Origin of the sequence: Salipiger marinus (assembly GCF_900100085.1) — a bacterium.
Lineage (GTDB): Bacteria > Pseudomonadota > Alphaproteobacteria > Rhodobacterales > Rhodobacteraceae > Salipiger > Salipiger marinus.
In genome coordinates this window covers 26,261-51,358 of the sequence record NZ_FNEJ01000009.1, presented here as the reverse complement: position 1 = coordinate 51,358, position 25,098 = coordinate 26,261, and the positions used below count along the sequence as shown (strand labels likewise).

The following is a 25,098-nucleotide window of genomic DNA, read 5'->3' as shown; positions in this document are numbered from 1 at the left end:
AGACCCCGTTCCCGGGGGCGATGCGCGCATCGCCCCCCTGCTGACGTCACGCGGCGGGCGGGAGCAGCGGGGGCTCTGCCCCCGTCCGCTGACGCGGACTCCCCCGGGATATTTGGGGCCGCTGGAAGCGCATGTCTCGGCGCGGGAGCCGCGAAGCGCCACCTGCGGGCACAAAATGGGCGGCTTTCGTGTTCAAAAACCAAGCGGCCTCCGGAAGGGAGGCCGCTTTTTCTGTCTTGAGAGGCAGGTCAGGCGGATTTGGGGCTGTTCGAGCCGATGAACCATGCGTCCTTGTCGGCGGCGCGGATCACTTCGGTGAATAGATCGGCGGTACCTTCGTCGCCGGCCTCGTCGGCGGCCTCGATCGCTTCGCGCAGCTTGGTGCTGTAGGCGCCGAAGCGGTCCACAAGCGCTGCGATGTGATCGTCGATCTCGGTGATGTCGGTGGGATAGGGCTCCAGCCCGCTGGCCTTGGCGGCGACCTCCACGGTGCCCTGCGCCAGACCGCCGAGGATCGCGGCGCGTTCGGCCATCAGGTCGGCGCCGTCGCGCAGGTGGTCCGCCACATCGTCCAGCAGCTCATGCACCCCGATGAATCCGCGCCCCTTGAGGTTCCAATGCGCCTGCTTCACCGCGTTGGTCAGCGCGATGGTGTCGGCAAGGCGCGCGTTGAGCACCCCCACCATGTCCTTGCGGGCGTTTTCCTTGAGATAGGGGACAAAACTCTGCGGCATGAATCTCTCCTGTGATGCAATCCGGTCCCGGTCGGGACCGTTCTGCCCCCAAACGCAGCCAAGGCGGCGCGGGTTCCCTCAGCGCGGGGTCAGGATGCCGCTTTCCGTCACGATCAGATCCAGCGGCGCATCGGTGGGCTCCAGCGGCAGATGATCCGCCTCCTGCGCCGCATAGGCAAAGCCGAGCGCCAGCACCGGGCCGCTTTTGCGCAGCGCGTCCAGCGTGCGGTCGTAAAAGCCGCCGCCATAGCCCAGCCGGGCCCCCGCGCGGGTGAAGGCCAGAAGCGGCACGATGAGGATTTCCGGGGTCAGAACCTCGGGCCGGGCCGGGATGCGGGCGCCATAGGGGCCCTCGACCAGCGGCATGTCGGGCTCCCACCGGGCAAAGCGCAGCGGCTGGCCGGGGGCCTCGATCACCGGGATGGCGACGGGGCCATGGGCTGCGGCCTCCGCCATGGCGGGCAGCGGGTCAATCTCCGTCCGGATCGGCACGTAGCCCGCCAGCGGCACGCCGCGATAGCCCGCGAGGAGCGACGAGAGCATTCCCGCCGCCTGCCCCGCATCGGCGGCATGGGCCGCCGCACGGCGGGCGGCGGCGGCGCGGCGGGCTTCCGCCTTGATCGCGGCCAGATCGGTCACAGCAGCACCAGCACGGCGAGGCCCAGAAAGGCGAAGAAGCCCACCACATCGGTCACCGTGGTCACGAAGGCCCCCGAGGCCAGCGCCGGATCGACGCGCAGCTTGTCGAGCACGACCGGCACCACGATCCCCGCCAGCCCCGCCACCACAAGGTTGATGACCATGGCCGCCGCGATCACCCCCCCCAGCGCGGGCGAGCCGAACCAGAAGATGCCCACCAGCCCCATGACCAGCGCGAAGGCCAGCCCGTTGACCAGCCCCACCATCACCTCGCGCCCGATCACCCGCCAGACGTTCGATCCGGTCAGGTCGCGCGTGGCCAGCGCCCGCACCGCCACGGTCAGCGCCTGCGTCCCGGCATTCCCGCCCATGGAGGCCACGATGGGCATCAGCACCGCCAGCGCCACCACCTGCGTGATCGCCGCCTCGAACTGCGCGATGACCAGCGAGGCCAGCACCGCCGTCACCAGATTGACCGCCAGCCACGGAAAGCGCTGCCGGGTGGTTTCCAGCACGCTGTCCGACAGGCGGCTTTCCTCGCCCACCCCGGCCAGACGCAGGATGTCTTCCTCGTGTTCCTCGTCGAGCACCGCCATGGCGTCGTCGATGGTGATCACCCCCACCAGCCGGTCGTTCTCATCCACCACCGGGGCCGAGATCAGGTGATACTGGTTGAAGGCATAGGCCACTTCGGATTCGGGCCGGGTCACCGGGATGACATGGAAGGTCTCTTCCAGCAGCGAGGCCAGCGCCACCTCGCGGCGCGAGGACATGAGCTTGCCCAGCGTCACATTGCCCACCGGGCGCAGTTTCGGATCCACCAGCACGATGTGGTAGAACTGTTCGGGCAGATCCTCGGTGCGGCGCAGATAGTCGATGGCCTCGCCCACGGTCCAGTGCTCCGGGGCCATCACCACCTCGCGCTGCATCAGGCGGCCTGCGGAATATTCCGGATAGGTCAGCGACTGTTCGACGGCGACACGGTCGCTGTCTTCGAGCACATCCAGAATCGCTTCCTGCTGCGCCTCGTCCAGATCCTCCAGCAGGTCGACCACGTCATCCGAATCAAGCTCGCGCACCGCATCGGCCAGAACCTCGGGGTTCAGGGTGCGGATCACCTCTTCGCGGATCGACTCGTCGAGTTCGGTGAGGATCTCGCCGTCGAACTCCCGGTCATAAAGCTTGATCAGCCGCATCCGGTCGAAGGCGTTGATCTGTTCCAGAAGGTCGGCGATGTCGGCGGGGTGCAGCGGCTCCATCAGCTCGATCAGACGCAGGCGGTCGCCCACATCCACGGCATACAGGATCGCCGTCACCACCTTGCGTTCAAGCGGGTTGGTCATGTCCTCGCGCGCGTCGTCATCCGCCGTGGTGCCGGTGTGATCGGTCATGCCCTGCCCCGTTGCCTCTGGTTCCGGCCAAATCTAGGGGATCACGGGATAAAGCAACAGGGCGCATTGCGGTAGGCGGTGCGGCGCTGCATCTTCGGCACAGAAGAGGGACCATATATGACCGACATGCTGCATCTGGGACAGACGCTGAGCTTCGCAGGCTCGCCCTTCGATCTGGGGCCGGAGGCCGTGCGCCATGACCGCCATGGCGCGCTGCTGGTCTCGGGCGGGCGCATCGCCGCCATGGGCGCCGCCGATACCCTGCGCGCGGCGCATCCGCAGGTGCCCGTGGTGGATCACGGCACGGCGCTGATCGTGCCGGGGTTTGTCGATGCCCATACGCATTACCCGCAGACCGGCATGATCGCGAGCTGGGGCAAGCGGCTGATCGACTGGCTCAACGACTACACCTTCCCGACCGAGGCGCGGTTTGCCGATCCCGCCCATGCCGCCGAGGTGGCGGGGCGCTATCTGGATCTGCTGCTGGCGCATGGCACCACCTCGGTCTGTTCCTATTGCACGATCCACCCTGCCTCGGTGGAGGCGCTGTTTCAGGCCGCCGAGGCGCGCGGGATGCGGGTGTTTGCGGGCAAGACCTGCATGGACCGCGACACCGCCCCCGCCTTCCTGCGGGACAGCGCGCAGTCCGCCTATGACGACAGCGCGGCGCTGCTGGCGCGCTGGCACGGCAAGGGGCGGGCGGAATATGTCATAACGCCGCGATTCTCGCCCACCTCGACCCCGGCCCAGCTGGAGGCGCTGGGGGCGCTCTGGGCCGAACATCCCGGCTGCCTGATGCAGACGCATCTGTCGGAACAGACCGACGAAATTGTATGGGTGCGCGGGCTTTACCCGCAGGCGCGGGATTATCTGGATACTTACGAGGCGCATGGGCTGCTGGGGCCGCGCGGGCTATATGGTCATGCCATCCATCTGGAGCCGCGCGAACGCGACCGGCTGCGCGAGGTAGGCGCGGCGCTGGTGCACTGCCCCACCTCCAACACCTTCATCGGCTCGGGGCTTTTTGACATGGACGGGCTGACGCGTGCGGGTCTGCGGGTGGGGCTTGCCACCGATACCGGGGGCGGGTCGTCCTTTTCCATGCTGCGCACCATGGCCGCCGCCTATGAGGTGGCGCAGCTGCGCCACCGCGCGCTGCATCCAGCGGAACTGCTATGGCTTGCGACCCAAGGATCGGCGCGCGCGCTGGGGGCAGAGGACCGCATCGGCAATCTGGCCCCCGGGCTGGAGGCGGATTTCACCGTGCTTGATCTCGCCTCCACCCCCGCCATCGCGCAACGCGTGGCCGAGGCGGAAAGCCTGTGGGAGGTGCTGTTTCCGACCATCATGATGGGGGATGACCGCGCCATCCGCTCCACCTGGGTGGCGGGGCGGCAGGCGCGTTAGCGCGGCTTGCCCAGCACCAGCGTCCAGTATTGCCCCACCTGCGCCAGACCAAAATCGCGCAGGTCGGGCCGCAGCATCGCCTGCCGATGCGAGGGCGATTTTTCCCAAAGCTCCATGGCGCTGTCGATGCCGAATGGCGTCATGGCAAGGTTTTCGGCCACATGCGAATAGGTGTAGCCCGCGCGCTTCGCCCTGTCACCGACGCGGCTGCCATCGCTGCCCTGATGCGCCATGCGCCCGGTGCGGGCCATGTCGCGCGACTGCACCTCTGCCGCCTGCTGCAGACGCGGGTTGCGATGCAGGGGCGACAGGCCGCGCGCCTGACGCCAGCTGTTCAGCGCCTGTGCCGCGGCCTTGGGGCTGGTCTGGGTGATCCGGTCCGGCGCCGGGCGCAGTTCGGAAATGGAGGCGTCGCCCGACTGGGCCAGTCGGACATCGCCGCGCGTGTCGGCGCAGGCAGCCCCCGTCAGCAGCAGGGAACAGAGAACAAGAGCGGCTCGCATGGCATTTCTCCTTTGGCACCGCTCCCTAACCTGCACCGCGACGCGGCTTCGGCAAGGGGCGGCGCCCCGGATCAGCGGGTGCCCGCCACCACCATGGCCCAATAATTGCCCGACTGCGCCAGCCCGTATTCACGCACCCGGGGCATCAGCATGTTGGCGCGGTGCGGCGGCGAGTCGATCCAGATGCGCATCGCCGCGTCCAGCCCGCCCCGGGTGACGGCGATGTTTTCCGCCCCCGCCCGCAGCCGGTAGCCGCTGCGCTGGATGCGGTCGCCGATGCTGCTGCCATCACTGCCGGTATGGGTCATCTCGCCCCGCGCCGCCATGTCCCGCGCATGGGCGGCGGCCACCTCCTGCAGCACCGGCGAAAAGCTCAGCGGCGCCATGCCGTTTTCCGCGCGAAAGGCATTAAGCTGGGCGCCGCGTGCATCCTCCACAAAGGTCTCCGGCGCGGTGCTGCCCGAGGATGAGGGCAGCGGCACCGGCACGCAGGCGGGCGCAAGCAGCAGCAAAAGCGGCAGGCAGAGTCTGGCAACGAACATCAGGAATGACCTCCAATCTTCTGATTTACTTCAAAATTCCGAAAGCGTGCGCGCAAGGCGGTTCTGGCGCGCCACCACCGTGGGCAGATCCAGCGTCGTGATCTGCCCGTCGCGCACCACCTGCCGTCCCTCGACGAACAGGTGCCGCACCTTCTGCGGCCCCGCCAGCAGCAGCGCCGCCGGATCCCAGCTGCCCGCGCTTTCGATGCTGCTGACATCCCACAGCGCCAGATCGGCGCGCATCCCCACCGCCACCTGACCGCAATCATGGCGGCCCAGCACCTCGGCCCCGCCGCGCGTGGCCAGCCGCAGCGCCGCACGTGCGCTCATCGCATCCGCGCCCTGCGCCACGCGCTGCAGCAGCAGCGCCTGCCGCGCCTCGGCGATCAGGTTGCCCATGTCATTGCTGGCCGACCCGTCAACGCCCAGACCCACCGGCACCCCCGCCTCCAGCATGGCGGCCACAGGGGCGATGCCCGAGCCAAGTCGGCAGTTGGAACAGGGGCAATGCGCGACGCCGGTTCTGGATCGTGCAAAAAGATCAATCTCTTGCGCGTCAAGCTTCACGCAATGCGCGTGCCAGACATCCGGCCCGGTCCAGCCCAGATCCTCGGCATATTGCCCCGGAGTGCAGCCAAAATTCGCCAGCGAATAGGCCACGTCTTCGGCGTTTTCGGCCAGATGGGTGTGCAGCATCACGCCCTTGTCGCGGGCCAGCAGGGCCGCCTCGCGCATCAGGTCGCGCGACACCGAAAACGGCGAACAGGGCGCCACGCCGACGCGGATCATCGCGCCTTCGGACGGGTCGTGAAAGGCGTCGATGACGCGGATGCAGTCGGTGAGGATCGCCTCCTCGCGCTCCACCAGACTGTCGGGGGGCAGGCCGCCCTTCGAGGCGCCGATGCTCATGCTGCCGCGCGTGGCGTGAAAGCGCAGGCCGATATCCTCGGCGGCGGCGATGGCATCATCGAGCCGCGCGCCGTTGGGATAGAGATAAAGGTGATCCGAGGTCAGCGAACAGCCCGACAGCGCCAGTTCCGCCAGCCCCACCTGCGCGGAGGTATAGATCTCTTCGGGGCCGAACCGCGCCCAGATCGGATAAAGCGTTTTCAGCCAGCCGAATAGCAGCGCGTCCTGCCCGCCGGGCACGGCGCGGGTCAGCGTCTGGTAAAGATGGTGATGGGTGTTCACCAGCCCCGGCGTCACCACGCAATGCCGCGCCTCCACCACCTCGCCCGTGGCGGGCAGCCCCTCGCCCATGGCGGCGATCACCCCGTCGCGCAGCAGAATGTCGATGCCACCCGGTTCGGTGGCGTCGTCATCCATGGTCAGCACGGTGCGGGCGTTGCGGATCAGCGTCTCTGTCATGGGTCTCTCCGGCAGGTCTGGGACCAGACTGCCCCGGGAACCGGCCGAAGAAAACCCGTCTCAGCCGTTCAGACGCGCCAGAGCTGCGGCATGAACCTCGGCATTGGCGGCGGCCAGCACCTGCCCGCCCTCATGCGCGGGGCCGCCCTGCCAGTTGGTGACGATGCCCCCCGCCGCCTCGATCACCGCGATCGGAGCCATCACGTCATAGACATGCAGCCCCGCCTCGATCACCAGATCGATCTGCCCGGCGGCGAGCAGCGCATAGGCGTAGCAGTCCATGCCATAGCGCACCAGCCGCACCTCTTGCGCCACACGCGCAAAGGCCGCGCGTTCCGCAGCGCTGCCAATCTCGGGAAAGGTGGTGAACAGCGTCGCCTGATCCAAGGCGCGCGGCGCGCGGGCCGCCAGCGGGCCCGCACCGTGGGGCGAGCGCCACGTGGCGCGGCCCAGCCCGCCTTCGAACCGTTCGCCGGTAAAGGGCTGATCGATCAGGCCCAGCCTTGCGCCGCTCTCATCCGCCACGGCGATCAGCACGCCCCATGTGGGCGTGCCGCTCATGAAGCCGCGGGTGCCGTCGATGGGATCAAGCACCCATGTCAGACCGCTCTGCCCCGGCTGCGGGCCGTATTCCTCGCCCAGAATGCCGTCCTGCGGGCGGTGAACCGCCAGCAGGTCGCGCATGGCGCGTTCGGCGGCCCGGTCGGCCACCGTCACCGGATCAAACCCGGCCGCCCCCTTGGATTCGGTTTCCAGCCCCGCGCTGCGGAAATGCGGCAGAATGGCCGCACGCGCCGCATCCGCCAGCACTGTGGCGGTCTGCCACAGGTCGTCGGCCAGTTGTGGTGAAATTGCTGCCATCCCGGGCCCCCTGCCTGCGCCTGATCCAAAGATCAGCTATCGCAGCGGGCGTCCCGGCTCAAGCCACGTCGGACAGAACGCGGGCCAGTTCGAACAACCGGCGACGCTGGTTTTCGGGGATTGCATAATAGGAGCGGACCAGATCCAGCGCTTCCTTGTCGCCAAGGATGTCGGTGGGCATGGCGCTGGCTTCGCCTGCGGCCTGCTCCGTCTCGATCCCTTCGAAGAAAAAGCTGACCGGCACTTCCAGCGCATCCGCGATGTCCCAGAGCCGCGACGCGCTGACGCGGTTCGCGCCGGTCTCATATTTCTGAATCTGCTGGAACTTGATGCCGACACGCTCTGCAAGCTGCTGCTGGGTCATGCCCACCAGCCACCGGCGGTGGCGGATACGTTTTCCAACGTGAACGTCAACAGGATGCGTCATCGGGTGTTCCTTCATCACTCGCCCATAATGGAGCACAAAAACCGTCCGCAAAGGGGACGCACGGAAGATACCTCGCTCAAGTCGGACGGACGCTACATCGGAACTATGACCAAAATCAAGCTGTTTGCGCCCCTCACGCTGAACAGGGTTAAATGAATGCTCTTCATGGTTGTGCCAGGGAGCCCCACCTTTGCGATCATTGGAAAAATTCATTCAGCATCTGATATATTTGGCAAATCCGAAAGAATCGCCGCCCCTGAACAGTGAACTATGACCAAAATCAAGCTGTTTGCGCCCCTCACGCTGAACAGGGTTAAATGAATGCTCTTCATGGTTGTGCCAGGGAGCCCCACCTTTGCGATCATTGGAAAAATTCATTCAGCATCTGATATATTTGGCAAATCCGAAAGAATCGCCGCCCCTGAACAGTAAGGAAGACCCCCGATGCGCGCCTTTCATCTTCTGACCGGGGCAGAGGCTCCGGCCCTGCTGGATCTGCCCGTGCCTGCCCCGGCAGAGCATCAGATTCTGCTGCACATCGCCGCCTGCGGGCTCAACTTCGCCGACCTGCTGATGATCGAGGGGCGGTATCAGGACACGCCCGACCGGCCCTTCACGCTGGGGATGGAAGTGGCGGGCACCGTGGCCGCCCTGGGGGCTGGCGTGACCCATCTCGCGGTCGGTGACCGGGTGGCGGTGTTCGGAGGCTCGGGCGGGCTGGCCGAATGGGGCACCTTTGACGCCGCGCGTGCGGTGCCCCTGCCCGACAGCATGACCGAGGAGACGGCGGCGGGCTTCCAGATCGCCTATGGCACCAGCCATCTGGCACTGGATCACCGCGCCCGGCTCTGCCCCGGCGAGACGCTGCTGGTGCTGGGGGCGGCGGGCGGCGTGGGGCTGACGGCGGTGGAGATCGGCAAGCTGATGGGCGCGCGGGTGGTGGCCTGCGCGCGCGGTGCCGACCGGCTGGAGGCGGCGCGCGCCGCCGGGGCCGATCACCTGATCGATGCGGCCACGCAGGACATCCGCACCGAGATGAAGGCGCTTGGCGGGGCCGATGTGGTTTATGACCCCGTGGGCGGCGACCAGTTCGAGGCCGCTTTTCGCGCCTGCCGTCCCGAGGCGCGGATCCTGACCATCGGCTTTGCCAGCGGCAGCGTGCCGCAGATCAAGGCCAATCACCTGCTGGTCAAGAACATGACGGTGATGGGTCTTTACTGGGGCGGCTATCTGGGCTTCCGCCCCGAGGTGCTGACCCGGTCGCTGGCCACGCTTTTCGACTGGCACGCGGCGGGGCGGCTGCGCCCGCATGTCAGCCATGTGCTGCCGCTGGAGCGCGCCGCCGAAGGGCTCGACCTGCTGCGCCGCCGGGCCGCCACCGGCAAGGTGGTGATCCGGATCTGACCGCTATTGCGCGGCCATCTCTGTCCCGCGCGTGCCAAGCGCGCGGAATTCGGCGCGCAGCATCTCCAGCACCGGGGCGAGGATCTGCGGCTTGGCGGCAGAGCCGTAAAGGCAGATTTTCTGCACCCCCAGATCGGGCAGCACCCCGCGCGGGATCAGGTCGTAATGCGCGGGCGCGTGGCCTTCCAGCACCGGGGTCACCGCCAGATCCGCCGTGACCGACACTTCGATGATGCGGTCGCTTTCGGAGTCCACCGCCAGTTCCCAGTCGATGTCATGCTGTTCCATCATCGCCGCCGCCACCGGGCGGAAGCCGCAGCGCCGTGAAAAGGCGATGCGCAGCGGCCGGGATTTCCACGCGCTGCCCCCCGCCGCGCCATACCAGCGCAGCGGCACGTCCAGCAGCGGCTCGCCGCCCTCGGCGGGATCGGCCTCGGTGGTCAGGATCACGTCCACGGCGCCCCGGGCGAACTGCTCTTTCAGCTCGGCGGTGTAAGAGCTGATGAGCTGCACCCGCACCCGCGGCATGTCGCGCCCCATGCGTTTGATGATCCGGGGGATCACCGGATAGACGATGTCATGCGGCACCCCCAGCACGATCTCGCCCTCCCAGTCCTGCCGGGTCAGGCGGGCATAGATCTCGTCATTCAGGTCAACCATGCGGCGGGCGTATTTCAGCAGCTGTTCCCCCGCCGGGGTCAGCGCCACGCCGCGCCCCGATCGGTCCAGCAGCGCAAGGCCAAGACCATCCTCCAGCCGCTTGAGCTGCATCGACACCGCCGACTGCGTGAGATTGAGAAACCCCGCCGCGCGGGTCACGCCGCCCGCATCGGCCACCGCGACGAAAGAGCGCAGCGTGGTCAGGTCAAGATTGCGCATGGATCACGTCCCGTGATGGAGCCCGTCAAGAACATTCGTTTTACAGATCAGTCCCGCAGCAGCATATCCATCACCAAGGCCCATGGAAATGGGGAAACACATCAACCTTTGTGAAGGAGACCGTCATGATCCGTGATCTCGTCCTGAGCCGCCGCCACAGGGCCCGTCCGCCGCTTCTGGCAAGGCTTTTCGCCATGGCCGCCCTCGCCCGCCAGCGCCGCAAACTGGCGGAACTGGACGAGGCGGCGCTGAGCGACCTTGGCATCTCCCGCGCGGATGCGCTGGCCGAGGCGCGGCGCAGGCCGTGGGACGCCCCCCAGCACTGGCGCGGCTGACCTGCGGCGGGCCCGTCCCGAGGTTTTCGTGCCGAAACAGCGCGTTTCGCGGTTTCGTGTTCTTGAAATGTGGCGCCACTCTGCCAATATCGGAAGCGAGGGGAAATAACTCCCGAACCTGTACAACTTGGAGGACTCGATGGCTCAATACAGAACAATCCGGACCGCTGGCGCAGCCGGCGCCCGCTCGGCCCAGATTGATGAAGGTCTGCGCGCACATATGAACAAGGTCTACGGGACCATGTCCGTGGGCATGCTCCTGACCTTCGCTGTGGCTTGGGCGGTCGGCACCAGCCCCGAGCTTCTGGCCGTGTTCCGCGACCCCGCGACCCTGCGGCCCAACATTCTGGGCTGGATCGTGATGTTCGCCCCGCTGGGCATGGCCTTCGCCTTTGGCGCGGCCATCAACCGCCTGTCCGCCGCTGGCGCGCAGCTGTTCTTCTACGCCTTCGCGGCGGTGATGGGCCTGTCGCTCTCGTGGATCTTCGTGGCCTTCACCGGCATGTCCATCGCGCAGGTCTTCCTTGTGACCGCGATCTCCTTCGCGGGCCTGTCGCTCTGGGGCTACACCACGAAGAAGGACATCTCCGGCTGGGGATCGTTCCTGATCATGGGCGTGATCGGCATTCTGGTCGCCTCGATCGTCAACATCTTCCTTGGCTCGCCGGCGATCCAGTTCGCCATCTCGATCCTCGGGGTGCTGATCTTCGCGGGCCTGACCGCCTATGACACCCAGAACATCAAGAACACCTATATCGAACATGCCGCCCATGGCGACAGCGAGTGGCTGGGCAAGGCCGCCATCATGGGCGCGCTGAACCTCTATCTCGACTTCATCAACATGTTCATGTTCCTGCTGCAGCTTTTCGGCAACCGCGAATAAGCGGCCGCTCCGGACAGCAGAAGGCCCCGCTTCGGCGGGGCCTTTTTTATGGGCGCGGATCGGGCAGCGCGCCGGGGCGCAGATCCGCTGCCATCAGCCCGCGCAAGGCATTGCCGATCCAGATCCGCCGTGCCGCCAGCAGATCGGCGCGGGTCACCACCGCCTCGGCGAACCTGTCCAGCAGGCTTGCGCGCAGCACGCCCGGAAGCAGGCCGCAGATTGCGGCGGGGGTGACGCAGCGCCCGTCGGCCCGTTCCAGAAACACGTTGGTATAGGCGCCCTCGCACAGCTCGTCGCGGCTGTTGAAAAACAGCACCTCCGCCAGATCGGCGGGCTTGTGGCGCAGCGCCGCATCATAGAGCGCGCGGCGGGTGGTCTTGATCCGCAGGAACGGATCGCCGGGGTCAAGCCGTACCTCCGACAGCGCCACCACCACCCGCGCGGGCACCGAGGCGGGATCAAAAGGCGCATGGGTCAGATCCGGCACCCCGTCCCGCCCGAGGGTCAGGCGCAGCCGTGCGGGCCCCGCTGCGGCAAAGCCGTCCAGCGCCGCGTCAACCGCCCCCGCCTCAAAGCCAAAACCCAAGCGCGCGCAGGTCGCCCGCGCCCGTGCCAGATGTGCGTCGCGCCGGGCAACGCCGCCCCCCGGCTGCCAGAGCATCGTTTCGATCACGCGCAGGGCGGGATCAGTCCGGTCACGAAACGGGATTTCCACAGCGCCTCCTGATATTCCGCGTCCGCCTCGCTGTCCATGACGATGCCGCCGCCCACCCCCATGCGGGCGGTGCCGGGGCCGGTGACGGTCAGCGTGCGGATGGCGACGTTGAACGAAGCCCGCCCGTCCGGGGCCATCCAGCCCATGCTCCCGCAATACATGCCGCGCCGCCAGCCCTCCAGCCGGTGGATCGCGCGCATGGCGGCAATCTTCGGCGCGCCGGTGATGGACCCGCAGGGAAACAGCGCCCGCATCAGATCGGGCAGCGCTGCAGCTCCGGCCAACTGGCCTTCGACGCGCGAGATCATCTGATGCAGCGTGGCGTAAGTTTCGACTTTCAGAAGCTCCGGCACCCGGACCGAGCCCACGCGGCAGATCCGCGACAGGTCGTTGCGCATCAGATCGACGATCATGATGTTTTCGGCGCGGTTCTTGATGTCGCGCCCCAAGGTTTCGCGCAGCGTGGCATCCCGCTGCGGGTCGGCATCCCGCGGGGCGGTGCCCTTCATCGGCGCCACTTCGGCTCGGCCCTGCGCATCCAGCCGGAAGAACAGCTCTGGCGAGCGCGACAGCACGGTCTGCCCGCCAAGGTTCAGCAGCCCGCCATGCCCCACCGGCTGCAGCGCGCGCATCGCCCCCCACAGCCCCAGCGGCGTGCCGTCAAACCCCACCTCCACCGGCAGGGTCAGATTGACCTGATACAGATCGCCCGCCGCCAGCATCTCCTTGATGACATGGAACCGCGCGGCGTGATCGGCAGGCGACCAGAGCGGCGTGACATGGCGCAGCCGCACCTGCGCCGCCTCCTGCGCGGCCTGCGCCAGCAGCGGCGCGGGATCGGCGGGGCCGTCAAAAATGCCGAACCTCAGCAGCGGCTCGGGTCCGGGGGTCAGCAGATCCGCCACCGCCGGGTCCAGCGCGAATCCCAGCTCATAGGCGGCAGCCCCGGCGATCCATGCGCCCGCGCGCCGCGCCTGCTCCAGCCGGTCAAGCGCCGCCAGCGCCTCGGGGCCGGTATGGGCCACCACCCGCTCGCGCGGCTCGGCGAACAGGACCGGCCCGCGGTCGGGGCCCTCTTCCAGCAGCACATGATCTCCGGTCACGCCCGTTCCCCGCCGCAGCCCCCGCTTCGCGCCGTCTTAGCAGCATCAAAAGCCGGGCTCCAGACAGCGCAAGGGCCGCCCCCTGCGGGACGGCCCTGCCTTGGCATCATGGACAGGTCAGTTCAGCGCCAGATCGGTGCTGGTGCGCGCAGAGGTCACCGAGACCCCCTCGCCCGCCCGTTCGAAGCGGTAGACGGTGCCGGTGACGCCGGGCAGGCCAAAGGTGACCTGCTCGCCCTCAGCCAGACGCAGCGCCAGCCGCGCCGGGGTGGCATCGGGGCGGTCGGTGTAGAACGCGACCACCTCGGCGGCGCCGTCGACCGGGGTCCAGTAGACGGACAGGTCGACGCTGTCGGCATGCAGCGTGCCGCCCGACAGCGGCTTCGGCAGCAGCAGCGTGTCGGCATGGGCAGTGACGGGGGCAGCGGCCAGCGCCGCCAGCAAAGCAAGGGTTTTCATGGGTGTCTCATCCGGTTGGGGCGCGGCATCAGCAACGCGCATCATTCTGCATTGCAGCATATGTCGCGGCAGGGTTCCCCGAAACTGCCGAAGCGGAATAGCCGTTATGCAGCAATATCAATGGCTTGTCGGCATACCACGGTAGACCGGGGCAGTATCCCGCCCCGCAACGCCTTTTCGCTGCTGCAGAAATCGCGGTCAGGCCAGCTCAAACCGGGTCCGCAGCCGCTCCGCCGTGTCCGCGATCTCGGTCCGGGGGGCGCGGGGCGGCAGCGCAAAGGGCACCTCGTCCAGCGGGATGTAGCGGCGCGAGGTGATGTCGGTCGGCTCCACCATGGGCACCAGATGGGCATGCACATGCGGCACGTCATGGCCGGTGATGACAAACCCAACGCGAGGCACGTCATATTCCGCCTTCAGCAGCCGCGCCATGGTCTGACCCAGCCGCATCAGCCCGCCCGCCAGCACCGGCGACAGATCCTCGAAACAGGCGCAGTGGTGACGCGGCAGCACCAGAAGATGGCCGGGACGGATGGGGGCGGGATCGGCCATCACCAGATGGCTGCGGGATCTGCAGATCACCTCGGCCGGGCTGCGGCCCGACAGGATGTCGCAGAACAGGCAATCGGGAAACATCGGGCGACTCCTCCGGCCCTCATCGGGGCGCGGGGTCTCCGGAGCTGTCCAGCAGGGATCCTGTCCATGCAAAAGGCCGCCCGGAGGTTCCGCGCGGCCCAGTCACTGTCCCAAGACAAGGAAGGCTTACTTGATCTTGCCTTCTTTGTATTCGACGTGCTTCCGCACAACCGGGTCATACTTTCGTACGGCCATCTTCTCGGTCATGGTGCGGGCGTTTTTCTTGGTCACGTAGAAATGGCCCGTCCCGGCGGTCGAGTTCAGGCGGATCTTGATGGTGGTCGGCTTCGCCATTCTTCTTCTCCTGCAACGGGGGACGTACGCCGCCCGCGAAATCCTTGAAGCCCGCCTTTTACCCACACCCGGCCCGAAGTCAACAGGCCAAAGCGACAGAATTTGCGTGGAGGGCCTGTAAGCCGGATTCTGTTGTCGGATGGGTCACCCCATCCTCAGACGACCATTCCTCTAGGCCACATGTTGCCATGTGGCTCAAGCTGCCAACCCGGACCCCTCGGGCTGAAGCGGCCCTGCGGCGATATCCCCGAAGGGATCATGCCCCGCGCGGGGTCCCTATGCGGCATTGCTCCCGGTGGGGCTTGCCATGCGGACGCTGTTGCCAGCCCCCCGGTGGGCTCTTACCCCACCGTTTCACCCTTACCGCCCGATGGGCGGCGGTCTGTTTTCTGTGGCGCTTTCCGTCAGGTTGCCCTGCCCGGGCGTTACCCGGCACCGATGCTTCAGTGAGTCCGGACTTTCCTCTCCGGCGGTTGCCCGCCGCAGCGGCCGTCCGGCCCTCCACGCAGCTTCCCAGTAGAAGCGTGCGCGCGCGGGGTCAAGCGCCGCTCAGCGCAGCGGCATCGGCCAGCGCATCCAGTCGCGGATCGCGTCGCTGACCGCGTCGGGATGTTCGAGCACAGGCAGATGGCCCGCCTCGGGGATCACCTGCAGCCGGGCGCCGGGAATGAGTTCGGCCATGAAGCTCTGGCGCTTCTCGGGGTAAAGCGTGTCATGCGCCCCGCAGAGCACCAGCACCGGCACCCGCAGCTTGCGCAGCGATCCCTGCTGATCGCGGCGACGCTGCAGCGCGCGGATCTGGCGCACATAGGTTTCCACCCCCAGCCCCTGCGCCATGTCCTGCACCAGCGCCAGCACGTCGCGCCGCCACGGACCGGGCGCCAGACAGTCGGCGGGGAAAAGCGCGCTGACCGCCGCATCGAGCCGCCCGGCGCGGGCCTTGATGATGGCGGGGTCACGTTCGGCGGCCTGCTGCGGCGTGTCCGCCAAGGGCGAGGTGCCCATCAGCAAGAGGCGGCTGACCCGGTCGGGGGCGCGGCGCTGCACCTCCATCGCGACCATGCCGCCAAAGCCCAGACCTGCCAGCGCGAACCGCCGGGGCAGCACGTCCAGCAGGCTGGAGGCGATTTCCTCGATCCGTTCCCCCAGATGCACGGGCGCCACCATCACCGCCATGTCGCGCGACAGATCGGCGATCTGCGGCCCGTAAAGCCGCGCGTCACACAGCATCTCGGGCAACAGGACCAGCGGTTCAGCCATGCCCCGGATCCCTGCCCTTGCGGGCCTGCCTGCGGTTTCTGCGATGCACCCCGCGCCCTCTGCCTGCTCTTGCGTTGCGCCCTGCCCGCATGGTGCCAGCACTGCCTGCACGCGGGTCTTTCCCGCAAGGGATGCGGTCCGGGGGCCTTTGGCCAAAGCCTAGCCCCCGCAGCGCGCAAGGGAAAGCGGGAAACCGCCCGCGCGCCCTACTCTGCCGCCATCAGGCGCGGCGCTGCCGCCTGAGCGGCACCAAGCCCGGTGGCGCAGTGGATCTGCATCCAGACCGCCGCCTCGTCATAAAGCGTCCATTCCCGGCGCAGGCCTGCGGGGCCGAATTCGGCGTGGCTCATGCCCATCACATGCACCTCCGCCCCGCTGGGCCGCCCGAAGGGGCCCCAGCCGTCATGCCGCCCCGTCAGCGACCAGCGCAGCGCGGCACGCGGCGGCATCAGCCGGTCCTCCACCCCGATCTGGTGATGGATGACGAACTGCGCCGACGGAAAGGCAGCGCGCAGCCCCAGCCAGAACCGCTCTGCCCCGCCATGGCCATGCGCCGGATCGCCGCCGGGATAGGCCATGCGCGCGGCGGCATCATATTGCGCGGGGATCACCGAAAATTCCGAGGTCATGAGCGTGCTCAGCAGCGCGGCAAAGGCCTGCCCCCACTGAGTGCCATTGCCGCGCCCGGTATAGGGGCCGGGCTGGTCGATGGCGGGGCGGAACGGTTCGGTTTCGGCATCGCGCCCGCTGATGCGGTAGCGCGCCCAGTCCGAGACAGAGATGCCAAGCTGGCGCAGGATCGCGCCGGTGTCACGGATCCACCACGCATCGCTGATGCGGTTGTCCTTGGCGTAAAGCTCCGCCATCATGCGAAAGGCGACGCGCCGCCCGCTGGCGGTGCCAAAGACGCCGGTGCCGTCATGCCGCGCCCGCGCCCAAAGCCGCTGCGCCCCCAGCATGCCGACCTGCGGCGCCCCGCACCAGATCACATCCTCGGTCAGGGCGGCATGGTCGGGCAGCGCTGCGGTCAGTTCCAGCACCTCCGCCCGCAGCGCCTCGGGGCCGAAGCCAAGCCCGGCGGGACGGCGCAGCAGCACATGCGGGTGCCACAGCGCCGCCAGCCCCGGCCCCAGCCCGCGCCGGTTCCACACGGTCTGCGCCACCTCGCGCAGGTAATGGGGGTAATCCCTGAACTGTGGATCGAATCCGCGCATGTCGCCTCCGTTGCTGGGGGCAGGTTGCGCGGAGTTGGTAAACAAAGTGCTGCCAAAGCCCGGACAAAGATCCGGAGCTGCGGAAAACCTCAGCCACCCACCGCAAGGATCGCCTGTTCGATCTGCGCAAGGTTCGCCGGGTCGGAAAAGCGGTGATCGGCGCCCTTGACCAGCGTCAGCCGCAGATTGGGGCTGTCGATGTGATCCAGCAGCCGCAGCGCGGTGTCGCGGCTCACCGCCTCGTCCTCGGTGCCCTGCAGCAGCCGCACCGGCCATGGCATCCGCAGCGGCGTGCGCAGCACCAGATGGTCGCGCCCGTCTTCGATCAGGCGCCGCGTCACCACATAGGGATCGCCATAGGCAGAGGGCAGATGCACCGCGCCCTGCTCCATCACCTGCCGCCGCTGCTCTTCGGTGAAGGAGGCCCAGAAGCTGTCCTCGGTGAAATCCGGGGCGGCGGCGATGCCGACAAACCCCGCCACCCGCGGCAGGCGCTGGCTGAGCAGGCAGCCGATCCAGCCGCCCATGGACGAGCCGACAAGGATCACCGGCCCCTTGGCGACATGACGGATGACCGCCTCCGCATCGCGGGCCCAGTCCCCGATGCAGCCATCCTCGAACGCGCCGCTGGACCGGCCATGCCCGGAATAGTCCAGCCGCAGGTAATCGCGCCCCTGCATCCGCGCCCAGGCCTGCAGATGCACGGCCTTGGTGCCGTCCATGTCGGATTTGTAGCCCGACAGGAACACGATGGTCGGCCCCACCCCCGGGCTGCGGGCATAGGCAAGGCGGGCGGTGGGGGTTTCAAGATAGCGGATGTCGGTCATGAGCGGGGCCTAATGTTGGAACGCGCCCAGACTGTCCCGCCCCCGCCCGAAGGACAAGCCCTGCCCCCCGCGCCGTGACGCAGCGGAACAACGATGAAGACCCCCGTACAACCCGTTGAACCCAAAGAAAAAGGCGGAAGGTTTCCCCTCCGCCTCACGGGCCTGCAACCCAGCCTTGCGCGCGGATCAGAGCTGCGCCATGACCTCGTCGGAGGCTTCGAAATTGGTGGTGACGCGCTGCACGTCATCGTCGTCTTCCAGCGCATCCACCAGCTTCATCAGCGAGCGCATGGCGTCCAGATCAAGCTCGGTGGTGTTGCCGGGCTTCCACACCAGCTTGGTGCTGTCGCTTTCGCCCAGCACCTCTTCCAGCGCGGCAGACACTTCGCCCAGATCGCTGTCGGCGCAATAGACCACATGGCCCTCGTCCGAGCTTTCCACATCCTCGGCGCCCGCCTCGATGGCGGCCATCATCACCGTGTCGGCATCGCCCACGGAGGCGGGATAGACGATCTCGCCCTTGCGTTCGAACATGAACGCGACCGAGCCGGTTTCCCCAAGGTTGCCGCCGTTCTTGGTGAAGGTGGAGCGCACGTTGGAGGCGGTGCGGTTGCGGTTGTCGGTCATCGCCTCGACGATCACGGCAACCCCGTTGGGGCCGTAACCTTCGTAGCGGATTTCCTCGTAATTGTCGCCGTCGCCGCCGATGGCTTTCTTGATGGCGCGTTCGATGTTGTCCTTGGGCATGGACTGGCTCTTGGCTTCCTTGATGGCCAGCCGCAGGCGGGGGTTCTTGTCGGGATCAGGGTCGCCCATCTTGGCGGCGACGGTGATCTCCTTGGAGAATTTGGAAAACAGCTTCGCGCGCACCGCGTCCTGACGGCCCTTGCGGTGCTGGATGTTTGCCCATTTGGAATGGCCGGCCATGGGTGCCTCTTGCCTTGTCTTGCGTGGTGAAGGATCGGGGTCTCTTACCCCAGAGCAGCCCCGCCCCGCAAGAGCGCGGCACGGGGTTTCAGCCGGTCACAGCGGGAAGAAGAACGGGATCAGCGCCGAGGCCAGCAGCCCGATGCTGAGGTTCAGCGGCACGCCCACCCGCAGGAAGTCGGAAAAGCGGTAGCCGCCGGGGCCGTAGATCAGCGTATTGGTCTGGTAGCCGATGGGGGTGGCAAAGCTGCAGGAGGCCGCGATCATCACCGCCACCACCAGCGCGCGCGCGTCGATGCCCAGATGCTCCGCCAGCCCGATGGCGATCGGCGTGACCACCACCGCCACCGCATTGTTGCTGACCGCCTCGGTCAGCACAGAGGTCAGCAGGAAAATCGCCCAGATCAGCAGCGGCCCCGGCAGCAGCGCCAGATAGGGCGCGATCGCCTCGACGATCAGCTGCACCGCGCCAGACGCCTCGAGCGCGGCGCCGATGGCCAGCATGGCAAAGATCAGCGCCAGAAGCTGGCCCTCGACAAAGGAAAACGCCTCGTCGCTGTCGATGCAGCCGGTGAAGAACACCACCGCCACCGCCATCACCGCCAGCGCGAGGATCGGCGCCACGCCAAGTGCCGCCAGCACCACGATGGCCCCCATGGCCCCGATGGCCACCGGCGCATGGCCCCGGCGGAAGGCCCGCGCGGTGGGATGGGACACGTCCACCAGTTCCATCTCGTCGGCCAGCCGCTTGATGTCCTCGGGCGCGCCTTCCAGCAGCAGCGTGTCGCCGACGCGCACCACCAGTTCCTCGATCTTGCTGCCGATGTTCTGGTTCCGCCGGTGCACCGCCAGCGGATAGACCCCGTAGCGGCGGCGCAGGCGCAGCGCGCCAAGGCTGCGCCCGACCATCTTGCACCCCGGAGAGATCAGCACCTCCACCGTGGTGGTTTCCTTCGCCGAGACCTGATCGACCCGCTTCAGCGACCGGTCGCGCTGCAGCGACAGCAGTTCGGTCATCTGGGTGCGCAGCACCACGCGGTCGCCGACCTGCAGGCGCACGCTGTCCATCTGGCGGCGCAGCGACTCGTCGCCGCGCACCACGTCGATCAGCCGCACGCCCTCGCGCTTGAAAAGCTGCACGCCCAGCACCTCGCGCCCGATCAGGTTGCTGTCGGGGGGCACCACCGCTTCGGTGAAGAATTTCATGCGCGACCGGTCCGACAGCATCCCCGCCATGGAGGTCCGGTCCGGCAGCAGGAAGCGCCCCACCAGCGCCAGATACAGCATCCCCCACGCCACAAGGATCAGCGCCAGCGGCGTCACCTCGAAGATGGAGAACGGCGCCATGCCCTGCGCCCGGGCCACCCCGTCCACCAGCAGGTTGGTGGAGGTGCCGATCAGCGTGGTGGTGCCGCCAAGGATCGCCGCATAGCTGAGCGGGATCAGCAGTTTCGAGGGCTGCACGCCCAAGGATTTGGAGATCTGCACGAAGACCGGCAGCATCAGCACCACGACCGGCGTGTTGTTCATGAAGGCCGAGGCGACGATCACCACCAGCATGATGCTGGCCATGGCCTGACGCGGGCGCCGTGCCACCTGCGTCTGCGCGAAGGTGGCAAAGGTGTCCAGCGCCCCGGTGCGCACCAGCGCGCCCATCACCACGAACATGGCGGCAATGGTCCAAGGCGCGGGGTTGGCCAGCACCGCCAGCGCATCGGCATAGGGCAGCACCCCAAGCGCCAGCAGCAGCGCGGTGCCGCCGATGGCCACCACCTCGGTGGGATAGGATTCGCGGATGAAGAGAACGAACATACCCACCACGGTGGCCAGAGTGACATAGGCCTGCGTGTTCTGGCTCAGTTCAATAAAATTCATCTGGGGCAATGGCCTGTCTGTGGATCGACCGGGGCATTCTGACTGCCGCCGCGCAGGGTGGCAAGCGCGGCACGCGGACGCGGCTGCACAAGCGCCACACCCGACATCATGACCAGCAGCGCAAGCCAGATGCCGCCGCTGTAGCTTTCACCCAGAAACAGCATGGCCCAGGCAAGGCCGAACAGCGTGACCAGATAGCTGACCTGCACCGCAAAGACTGCCCCCGCCGCAGTCACCACCGCCACATAGCCCGCATAGGCCACGGCATGCAGCGCGGAGGCCGCAAGGATCGCCAGATCCGGCCCGCCCCATGGCGGGCGCGGGTCGATGAACTGCCCCGTGGCCAGCGCCAGCGGCAGCGTGACCGCCGCCCCCAGCGCCGAGGCCCCGGCCAGAAGCTGCAGCGGATCAAGCCCTCCGGTGCCATAGCGCGCGACCCAGTTGCCCTCCAGCGCGTAGAAGGCCGAGGCGATCAGCGCGACCGGGATCCAGCCTGCCAGCGTGGGATCGGGCAGGCTTGTCCCCGGCAGCACCAGCAGCAGCACGCCCGCAAAGCCAAGGCCCAGCCCGGCCAGACGCCCCCATGCGAAGCGGTCGTTTCCCAGCGCCAGCGCCAGCGGAAAGGCGAACATCGGCACCGAAGACAGCAGGATCGACAGCACCCCCGCCGGCAGATGGATCGCGGCAGTATAGGACGCCATGCCCGGCAGCACCGTGCCGGTCAGCGCCACCACGACAAGCGCGGGCAGATGAGAGCGGCCAAACCGCAGCGGCCGCCCGCGCAGCCGGGTGACGATCCCCAGCAGCAGCGCGCCAAGCGCCAGCTGCCAGAACAGGATGCCGAAATGCCGGTAGCCTTCGGACACGGCGACCTTGGCCAGCGGCTGACCGGCCCCCCACAGCGCGCCGACCCCGATCAGCGCCAGAAAGGGCCAGAGGCGGCTCAAGGTCCGGCCTGCTCCAGCCGCCCTCCCTGCCGCACCATGCGGATGGACGTGGCGCGACCGGTGCGGTCATCGCTGTCCACCAGCACGCCCGACAGGGTCGGATCACCAAGCGCGGGCTGGAACCGGCCCTTGGGCATGCCGGTGATGAAGCGCCGCATCGGCTCGGTCTTGTCCATGCCGATCACCGACAGGTAATCGCCGCACATGCCCGCATCGGTCAGATAGCCGGTGCCGCCGGGCAGGATCTGCGCGTCGCCGGTGGGCACATGGGTGTGGGTGCCCACCACAAGGCTGGCGCGCCCGTCGCAGAAATGCCCCATCGCCATCTTTTCCGAGGTCGCCTCGCAATGCATGTCGACCAGCACCATCTGCGCCTGCCCGCCCAGCGGATGGCGACGCAGCACGTCGTCCACCGCCGAGAAGGGATCGTCGAACGGGCGCTTCATGAAGACCTGCCCCAGCACCTGCGTCACCAGCACCTTGCGCCCGCGCCGGTCGGTGAACAGCCCCGCCCCGCGCCCCGGCGCCTGTTTGGAGAAGTTGAGCGGACGGATGATGCGCGGCTCGCTTTCGATATAGCTCAGCATGTCCTTCTGGTCGAAGGCATGATCGCCCAGCGTCACCACATCGGCGCCCGCGTCCAGCAGCAGCTTGGCATGGGGGCCGGTCAGGCCCACGCCGCTGGAGGCGTTTTCGCCGTTGATCACCACAAAATCAATTTTCCACGCCTCGCGGAGTCCGGGAAGCGTATCGCGGATTGCGGCGCGCCCCGCGCGCCCCATCACATCGCCAAGAAAAAGCGTTCTCATGGCGATATGGGTAAGCTGCGGCGGCGCGAAAGCAAAGCCCCTTTCGGCGCGTCGCGCGCCTAGCCCGCCAAGAGCGCCCGTGCTGCGGCCCGCGCCTCGGGGGTGACGGTGTCCCCGGCCAGCATCCGGGCGATCTCATCCTCGCGCGCGGGCAGATCCAGCGGCGTGACGGTGGAGGTGGTGACATCCGCCCGCACCCGCTTTTCCACCCGCCAGTGATGCGCGCCAAGGGCCGCCACCTGCGGCGAATGGGTCACGACCAGCACCTGCCCGCCTTCTGCAAGGGCTGCCAGCCTGCGGCCCACCGCATCCGCCGTGGCCCCGCCAACGCCGCGGTCGATCTCGTCAAAGATCATGGTCACGTCGCCGCCCTGCTCTTCGGACAGGCACACCTTCAGCGCCAGCAGAAAGCGCGAGAGTTCCCCGCCCGAGGCGATCTTGTTGAGCGGCCCGGCGGGCGCGCCCGGATTGGTGGCGACGGTGAAGGCCACGCCATCGCGCCCCTCGGGGCCTTCGGGCGCCTGCGACAGATCGGTGCGGAAGACCGCGCGCTCCATCTTCAGCGGCGCGAGTTCAGAGGCCACCGCCGCGTCAAGCCGCGCCGCCGCCTCGGTCCGCGCCGTGCTCAGCGCCTGCGCCGCGTGGTCATAGCCCGCCTCGGCCTCGCGCAGCGCGGCGCGCAGCGCGTCCATTTCCTCGGCGGAATGATCCAGCGCGTTCAGCCGCCCCGACAGCGCCTGCTGCAGCGCGGGCAGCTCGTCGGGCAGCACCTGATGCTTGCGGGCCAGCCCGCGGATGGCAAACAGCCGCTCTTCGGTATCTTCCAGCACGCGCGGATCGAACTCCAGCGCCTCCAGACAGTCGGCCACCTCGCGCCCGGCCTCGTCCAGTTCGGCCATGGCGCGCGCGAGTGCCGCCACCGCCCCGTCAAGCCGCCCTTCGGCGCCTTCGGAGGCACCTTCCAGCCAGCGCAGCGCATCGGCCATGGCGCCTTCGGCGCCCTCATATCCCAGCGCCTGACTGGCGCGGGCGATGTCGTCGCGCACCTTTTCGGCGCCCTGCATCATGCGGCGCTTGCGGTCAAGATCGGCATCCTCGCCCGGCTCGGGGGCAAGCTTGTCCAGTTCGGCTACGGCATGGCGCAGGAAATCTTCCTCGGCACGCACTGCCTCCAGCGCGGCCTCGGCCTCGGCCAGCCGCTTGCGGGCCACGCGCTGTGCGGACCATGCGGCCCGGGTCTCGGCCATCAGCGGCTCGGTTCCGGCATAGGTGTCAAGGATGGCGCGATGGCCCGTCGGATTGAGCAGGCCGCGGTCGTCATGCTGGCCATGCAGTTCCACCAGCGTTTCCGACAGGCGGCGCAGCACCTCGCCGCTGACGCGGCGGTCATTGACCCAGCCGGTCTTGCGCCCGTCGGCGGTATTGACCCGGCGCAGGATCAGTTCCTGCGACACCGGCAGCCCCGCCTCGTCCAGCACCGCACGGGCGGCATGGCCGGAATGCAGGTCGAACACCGCCGTCACCTCGCCCTGCGCCGCCCCTGCGCGCACCAGTTCGGCACGGCCCCGCCAGCCCAGCACGAAGCCCAGACTGTCGAGCAGGATCGACTTGCCCGCCCCGGTTTCGCCGGTCAGCACGTTGAGGCCCGGCTGGAAGCTTAGATCCAGCCGGTCAATGATGAGCATGTCGCGGATTTCAAGCGCCCGGAGCATGGGATGCCCTGCCTGATGTTACAGCCACTGGCCCCTGACCATCTGGCGATAGACTTGCGCCAGCCAGCTGTCGCCCGCAGCTTCCAGTTCCAGCCCGCGCCCGGTCAGCAGCTTGTAGCTGTCCTGATACCAGTCGGTGCTCTGGTAGTTGTAGCCAAGGATGGCACCCGCCGTCTGCGCCTCTTGGGTCAGGCCCAGCGACAGATAGGCTTCGACCAGACGGTGCAGCGCCTCGGGGGTGTGGGTCGTGGTCTGGAAGTCCTCCACCACCACGCGGAACCGGCTGATGGCCGCGCCATAGTTCTGCCGTTTCAGGTAGTAGCGCCCGATTTCCATTTCCTTGCCGGCCAGATGGTCGAAGGCAAGATCGAATTTCAGGATCGACGACCGGGCATATTCGCTGTCGGGATAGCGTTCGATCACGGTGCGCAGCGCCTGCAGCGCCTGAAAGGTCAGCCCCTGATCGCGGCCCACTTCCTCGATCTGGTCGTAATAGCTGAGCGCCAGCAGATACTGCGCATAGGCCGCATCTTCATCGGTCGGGTAGAAGTCGATATAGCGCTGCGCCGCCCCGCGCGAGTTTTCGTAGTCCCTGTCCTGATGATAGGCAAAGGCCTGCATGATCAGCGCGCGTTTGGCCCATTCCGAATAGGGGTAAAGCCGTTCGACCTCGCCGAAATAATAGGCGGCCTCCTCGGCGTCGCTCGCGTCGAGTTCGTATTCGCCACGCTCAAAAATCTGCTGGGCGGAATATGTCTCCATCGGGACGCCGCCCGGACCGAATCCGGGGCGTTCCTGTGCCGAGCACCCGACCAGTAGAATCGCGGAAAAAGCCGCTCCGATCACACCCTTTCGCGATCTGCCGCCTGCCATGCCCGACTTCCTCACATTTCCTGAACGGGGCCCCTGTCGGACCCTTGGGTCGGTCCTAGCACAGAAAATTCCGG

General features: G+C 67.6%; 27 protein-coding genes and 1 other RNA gene. 4 read left to right on the top strand and 24 right to left on the bottom strand.

Features of this window, described 5'->3' with window-relative positions:
• Nucleotides 1-248 precede the first annotated feature (248 nt).
• From dps to mgtE, 3 genes are all read right to left on the bottom strand, one after another.
• Nucleotides 249-734, bottom strand: coding sequence for a DNA starvation/stationary phase protection protein Dps (gene dps, locus BLR51_RS11755; RefSeq protein ID WP_089847130.1), 486 nt, complete (start codon nt 732-734; stop codon nt 249-251).
• Nucleotides 735-812: 78 nt separating this feature from the next.
• Complete coding sequence (locus BLR51_RS11750; RefSeq protein ID WP_089847128.1) at nt 813-1,373, bottom strand: 5-formyltetrahydrofolate cyclo-ligase; 561 nt, start codon at nt 1,371-1,373, stop codon at nt 813-815.
• Nucleotides 1,370-2,716 (bottom strand): magnesium transporter, encoded by a 1,347-nt coding sequence (gene mgtE, locus BLR51_RS11745; RefSeq protein WP_375342685.1) that lies wholly within the window; start codon nt 2,714-2,716, stop codon nt 1,370-1,372. Before mgtE ends, BLR51_RS11750 begins: the two co-directional genes overlap by 4 nt.
• Nucleotides 2,717-2,881: 165 nt before the next feature.
• On the opposite strand from mgtE, the gene guaD reads away from it, so the two are divergent.
• The gene (guaD, locus tag BLR51_RS11740) at nt 2,882-4,171 is read left to right on the top strand and encodes a guanine deaminase (protein ID WP_089847124.1); all 1,290 of its coding nucleotides are present in this window, start codon (nt 2,882-2,884) and stop codon (nt 4,169-4,171) included.
• Here guaD and BLR51_RS11735 read toward each other — a convergent pair.
• The 5 genes from BLR51_RS11735 to BLR51_RS11715 all read right to left on the bottom strand — a co-directional run bounded on the left by BLR51_RS11735 (nt 4,168) and on the right by BLR51_RS11715 (nt 7,872).
• Nucleotides 4,168-4,674, bottom strand: coding sequence for a CAP domain-containing protein (locus tag BLR51_RS11735; RefSeq protein ID WP_089847122.1), 507 nt, complete (start codon nt 4,672-4,674; stop codon nt 4,168-4,170). The genes guaD and BLR51_RS11735 overlap by 4 nt on opposite strands.
• Nucleotides 4,675-4,745: 71 nt before the next feature.
• Nucleotides 4,746-5,216, bottom strand: coding sequence for a CAP domain-containing protein (locus BLR51_RS11730; protein ID WP_089847120.1), 471 nt, complete (start codon nt 5,214-5,216; stop codon nt 4,746-4,748).
• Nucleotides 5,217-5,246: 30 nt separating this feature from the next.
• Entirely contained in the window at nt 5,247-6,584 is a 1,338-nt protein-coding gene (locus BLR51_RS11725) for an 8-oxoguanine deaminase (RefSeq protein ID WP_089847118.1), read from the bottom strand.
• A 60-nt stretch (nt 6,585-6,644) separates the two neighbouring features.
• A complete protein-coding gene (locus BLR51_RS11720) occupies nt 6,645-7,445 on the bottom strand; it encodes an inositol monophosphatase family protein (protein ID WP_089847116.1) in 801 nt (266 codons plus the stop codon).
• 58 nt (nt 7,446-7,503) lie between these two features.
• A complete protein-coding gene (locus tag BLR51_RS11715; RefSeq protein ID WP_089847114.1) occupies nt 7,504-7,872 on the bottom strand; it encodes a helix-turn-helix domain-containing protein in 369 nt (122 codons plus the stop codon).
• 444 nt (nt 7,873-8,316) lie between these two features.
• On the opposite strand from BLR51_RS11715, the gene BLR51_RS11710 reads away from it, so the two are divergent.
• Nucleotides 8,317-9,276 carry an NADPH:quinone oxidoreductase family protein gene (locus BLR51_RS11710; protein ID WP_089847112.1) on the top strand — a complete coding sequence of 320 codons (960 nt, stop codon included), beginning with the start codon at nt 8,317-8,319 and terminating at the stop codon, nt 9,274-9,276.
• A 3-nt stretch (nt 9,277-9,279) separates the two neighbouring features.
• On the opposite strand, the gene BLR51_RS11705 is transcribed toward BLR51_RS11710, so the two are convergent.
• Nucleotides 9,280-10,155: a LysR family transcriptional regulator gene (locus tag BLR51_RS11705; protein ID WP_089847111.1), complete on the bottom strand. Its 876-nt coding sequence runs from the start codon at nt 10,153-10,155 to the stop codon at nt 9,280-9,282.
• A gap of 125 nt (nt 10,156-10,280) precedes the next feature.
• Here BLR51_RS11705 and BLR51_RS11700 point away from each other — a divergent pair, with 125 nt between their 5' ends.
• Both BLR51_RS11700 and BLR51_RS11695 read left to right on the top strand, forming a co-directional pair.
• Nucleotides 10,281-10,490, top strand: coding sequence for a DUF1127 domain-containing protein (locus BLR51_RS11700; RefSeq protein ID WP_089847109.1), 210 nt, complete (start codon nt 10,281-10,283; stop codon nt 10,488-10,490).
• Between the two features lie 139 nt (nt 10,491-10,629).
• Nucleotides 10,630-11,373, top strand: a complete 744-nt coding sequence (locus BLR51_RS11695; protein WP_089847108.1) for a Bax inhibitor-1/YccA family protein — start codon at nt 10,630-10,632, stop codon at nt 11,371-11,373.
• Nucleotides 11,374-11,419: 46 nt separating this feature from the next.
• Here the strand turns inward: BLR51_RS11695 and BLR51_RS11690 are convergent, their stop codons facing one another.
• The 15 genes from BLR51_RS11690 to BLR51_RS11620 all read right to left on the bottom strand — a co-directional run bounded on the left by BLR51_RS11690 (nt 11,420) and on the right by BLR51_RS11620 (nt 25,024).
• A complete protein-coding gene (locus BLR51_RS11690) occupies nt 11,420-12,088 on the bottom strand; it encodes an aminotransferase class IV (protein WP_089847106.1) in 669 nt (222 codons plus the stop codon).
• Entirely contained in the window at nt 12,043-13,191 is a 1,149-nt protein-coding gene (locus BLR51_RS11685; RefSeq protein WP_089847104.1) for an aminodeoxychorismate synthase component I, read from the bottom strand. The genes BLR51_RS11690 and BLR51_RS11685 overlap by 46 nt, the downstream gene beginning before the upstream one ends.
• A 117-nt stretch (nt 13,192-13,308) precedes the next feature.
• Nucleotides 13,309-13,650 (bottom strand): hypothetical protein, encoded by a 342-nt coding sequence (locus BLR51_RS11680; RefSeq protein WP_089847103.1) that lies wholly within the window; start codon nt 13,648-13,650, stop codon nt 13,309-13,311.
• Nucleotides 13,651-13,848: 198 nt separating this feature from the next.
• On the bottom strand, nt 13,849-14,286 hold the full coding sequence (locus BLR51_RS11675; RefSeq protein WP_089847101.1) for an HIT family protein: 438 nt from the start codon (nt 14,284-14,286) through the stop codon (nt 13,849-13,851).
• 126 nt (nt 14,287-14,412) lie between these two features.
• Nucleotides 14,413-14,580, bottom strand: coding sequence for a 50S ribosomal protein L33 (rpmG, locus tag BLR51_RS11670; protein WP_084353547.1), 168 nt, complete (start codon nt 14,578-14,580; stop codon nt 14,413-14,415).
• A gap of 102 nt (nt 14,581-14,682) precedes the next feature.
• Nucleotides 14,683-15,085: RNase P RNA component class A (gene rnpB / locus BLR51_RS11665), an RNA gene on the bottom strand.
• Nucleotides 15,086-15,129: 44 nt separating this feature from the next.
• On the bottom strand, nt 15,130-15,840 hold the full coding sequence (locus BLR51_RS11660) for an alpha/beta fold hydrolase (RefSeq protein ID WP_089847100.1): 711 nt from the start codon (nt 15,838-15,840) through the stop codon (nt 15,130-15,132).
• Between the two features lie 206 nt (nt 15,841-16,046).
• Nucleotides 16,047-17,054, bottom strand: a complete 1,008-nt coding sequence (locus BLR51_RS11655; protein WP_089847098.1) for a nuclear transport factor 2 family protein — start codon at nt 17,052-17,054, stop codon at nt 16,047-16,049.
• An 89-nt stretch (nt 17,055-17,143) separates the two neighbouring features.
• Nucleotides 17,144-17,881, bottom strand: a complete 738-nt coding sequence (locus BLR51_RS11650) for an alpha/beta hydrolase (RefSeq protein ID WP_089847096.1) — start codon at nt 17,879-17,881, stop codon at nt 17,144-17,146.
• Between the two features lie 186 nt (nt 17,882-18,067).
• A complete protein-coding gene (locus BLR51_RS11645) occupies nt 18,068-18,808 on the bottom strand; it encodes a YebC/PmpR family DNA-binding transcriptional regulator (protein WP_089847094.1) in 741 nt (246 codons plus the stop codon).
• A gap of 96 nt (nt 18,809-18,904) precedes the next feature.
• Nucleotides 18,905-20,683, bottom strand: a complete 1,779-nt coding sequence (locus BLR51_RS11640) for an SLC13 family permease (protein WP_089847092.1) — start codon at nt 20,681-20,683, stop codon at nt 18,905-18,907.
• Nucleotides 20,680-21,630, bottom strand: a complete 951-nt coding sequence (locus tag BLR51_RS11635; RefSeq protein WP_089847090.1) for a DMT family transporter — start codon at nt 21,628-21,630, stop codon at nt 20,680-20,682. Before BLR51_RS11635 ends, BLR51_RS11640 begins: the two co-directional genes overlap by 4 nt.
• Nucleotides 21,627-22,439, bottom strand: a complete 813-nt coding sequence (locus tag BLR51_RS11630; RefSeq protein ID WP_089847088.1) for a TIGR00282 family metallophosphoesterase — start codon at nt 22,437-22,439, stop codon at nt 21,627-21,629. Before BLR51_RS11630 ends, BLR51_RS11635 begins: the two co-directional genes overlap by 4 nt.
• 59 nt (nt 22,440-22,498) lie before the next feature.
• Nucleotides 22,499-24,151, bottom strand: coding sequence for a DNA repair protein RecN (gene recN / locus BLR51_RS11625; RefSeq protein WP_089847086.1), 1,653 nt, complete (start codon nt 24,149-24,151; stop codon nt 22,499-22,501).
• Between the two features lie 18 nt (nt 24,152-24,169).
• Entirely contained in the window at nt 24,170-25,024 is an 855-nt protein-coding gene (locus BLR51_RS11620; protein WP_089847084.1) for an outer membrane protein assembly factor BamD, read from the bottom strand.
• Nucleotides 25,025-25,098: the final 74 nt, after the last annotated feature.

Coding starts and splice junctions, on each gene's coding strand:
- dps (WP_089847130.1), bottom strand. CDS start 734: ATGCCGCAGAGTTTTGTCCCCTATCTCAAGGAAAACGCCCGCAAGGAC.
- mgtE (WP_375342685.1), bottom strand. CDS start 2,716: ATGACCAACCCGCTTGAACGCAAGGTGGTGACGGCGATCCTGTATGCC.
- guaD (WP_089847124.1), top strand. CDS start 2,882: ATGACCGACATGCTGCATCTGGGACAGACGCTGAGCTTCGCAGGCTCG.
- BLR51_RS11735 (WP_089847122.1), bottom strand. CDS start 4,674: ATGCGAGCCGCTCTTGTTCTCTGTTCCCTGCTGCTGACGGGGGCTGCC.
- BLR51_RS11730 (WP_089847120.1), bottom strand. CDS start 5,216: ATGTTCGTTGCCAGACTCTGCCTGCCGCTTTTGCTGCTGCTTGCGCCC.
- BLR51_RS11725 (WP_089847118.1), bottom strand. CDS start 6,584: ATGACAGAGACGCTGATCCGCAACGCCCGCACCGTGCTGACCATGGAT.
- BLR51_RS11720 (WP_089847116.1), bottom strand. CDS start 7,445: ATGGCAGCAATTTCACCACAACTGGCCGACGACCTGTGGCAGACCGCC.
- BLR51_RS11715 (WP_089847114.1), bottom strand. CDS start 7,872: ATGACGCATCCTGTTGACGTTCACGTTGGAAAACGTATCCGCCACCGC.
- BLR51_RS11710 (WP_089847112.1), top strand. CDS start 8,317: ATGCGCGCCTTTCATCTTCTGACCGGGGCAGAGGCTCCGGCCCTGCTG.
- BLR51_RS11705 (WP_089847111.1), bottom strand. CDS start 10,155: ATGCGCAATCTTGACCTGACCACGCTGCGCTCTTTCGTCGCGGTGGCC.
- BLR51_RS11700 (WP_089847109.1), top strand. CDS start 10,281: ATGATCCGTGATCTCGTCCTGAGCCGCCGCCACAGGGCCCGTCCGCCG.
- BLR51_RS11695 (WP_089847108.1), top strand. CDS start 10,630: ATGGCTCAATACAGAACAATCCGGACCGCTGGCGCAGCCGGCGCCCGC.
- BLR51_RS11680 (WP_089847103.1), bottom strand. CDS start 13,650: ATGAAAACCCTTGCTTTGCTGGCGGCGCTGGCCGCTGCCCCCGTCACT.
- BLR51_RS11675 (WP_089847101.1), bottom strand. CDS start 14,286: ATGTTTCCCGATTGCCTGTTCTGCGACATCCTGTCGGGCCGCAGCCCG.
- rpmG (WP_084353547.1), bottom strand. CDS start 14,580: ATGGCGAAGCCGACCACCATCAAGATCCGCCTGAACTCGACCGCCGGG.
- BLR51_RS11660 (WP_089847100.1), bottom strand. CDS start 15,840: ATGGCTGAACCGCTGGTCCTGTTGCCCGAGATGCTGTGTGACGCGCGG.
- BLR51_RS11655 (WP_089847098.1), bottom strand. CDS start 17,054: ATGCGCGGATTCGATCCACAGTTCAGGGATTACCCCCATTACCTGCGC.
- BLR51_RS11650 (WP_089847096.1), bottom strand. CDS start 17,881: ATGACCGACATCCGCTATCTTGAAACCCCCACCGCCCGCCTTGCCTAT.
- BLR51_RS11645 (WP_089847094.1), bottom strand. CDS start 18,808: ATGGCCGGCCATTCCAAATGGGCAAACATCCAGCACCGCAAGGGCCGT.
- BLR51_RS11640 (WP_089847092.1), bottom strand. CDS start 20,683: ATGAATTTTATTGAACTGAGCCAGAACACGCAGGCCTATGTCACTCTG.
- BLR51_RS11630 (WP_089847088.1), bottom strand. CDS start 22,439: ATGAGAACGCTTTTTCTTGGCGATGTGATGGGGCGCGCGGGGCGCGCC.
- recN (WP_089847086.1), bottom strand. CDS start 24,151: ATGCTCCGGGCGCTTGAAATCCGCGACATGCTCATCATTGACCGGCTG.
- BLR51_RS11620 (WP_089847084.1), bottom strand. CDS start 25,024: ATGGCAGGCGGCAGATCGCGAAAGGGTGTGATCGGAGCGGCTTTTTCC.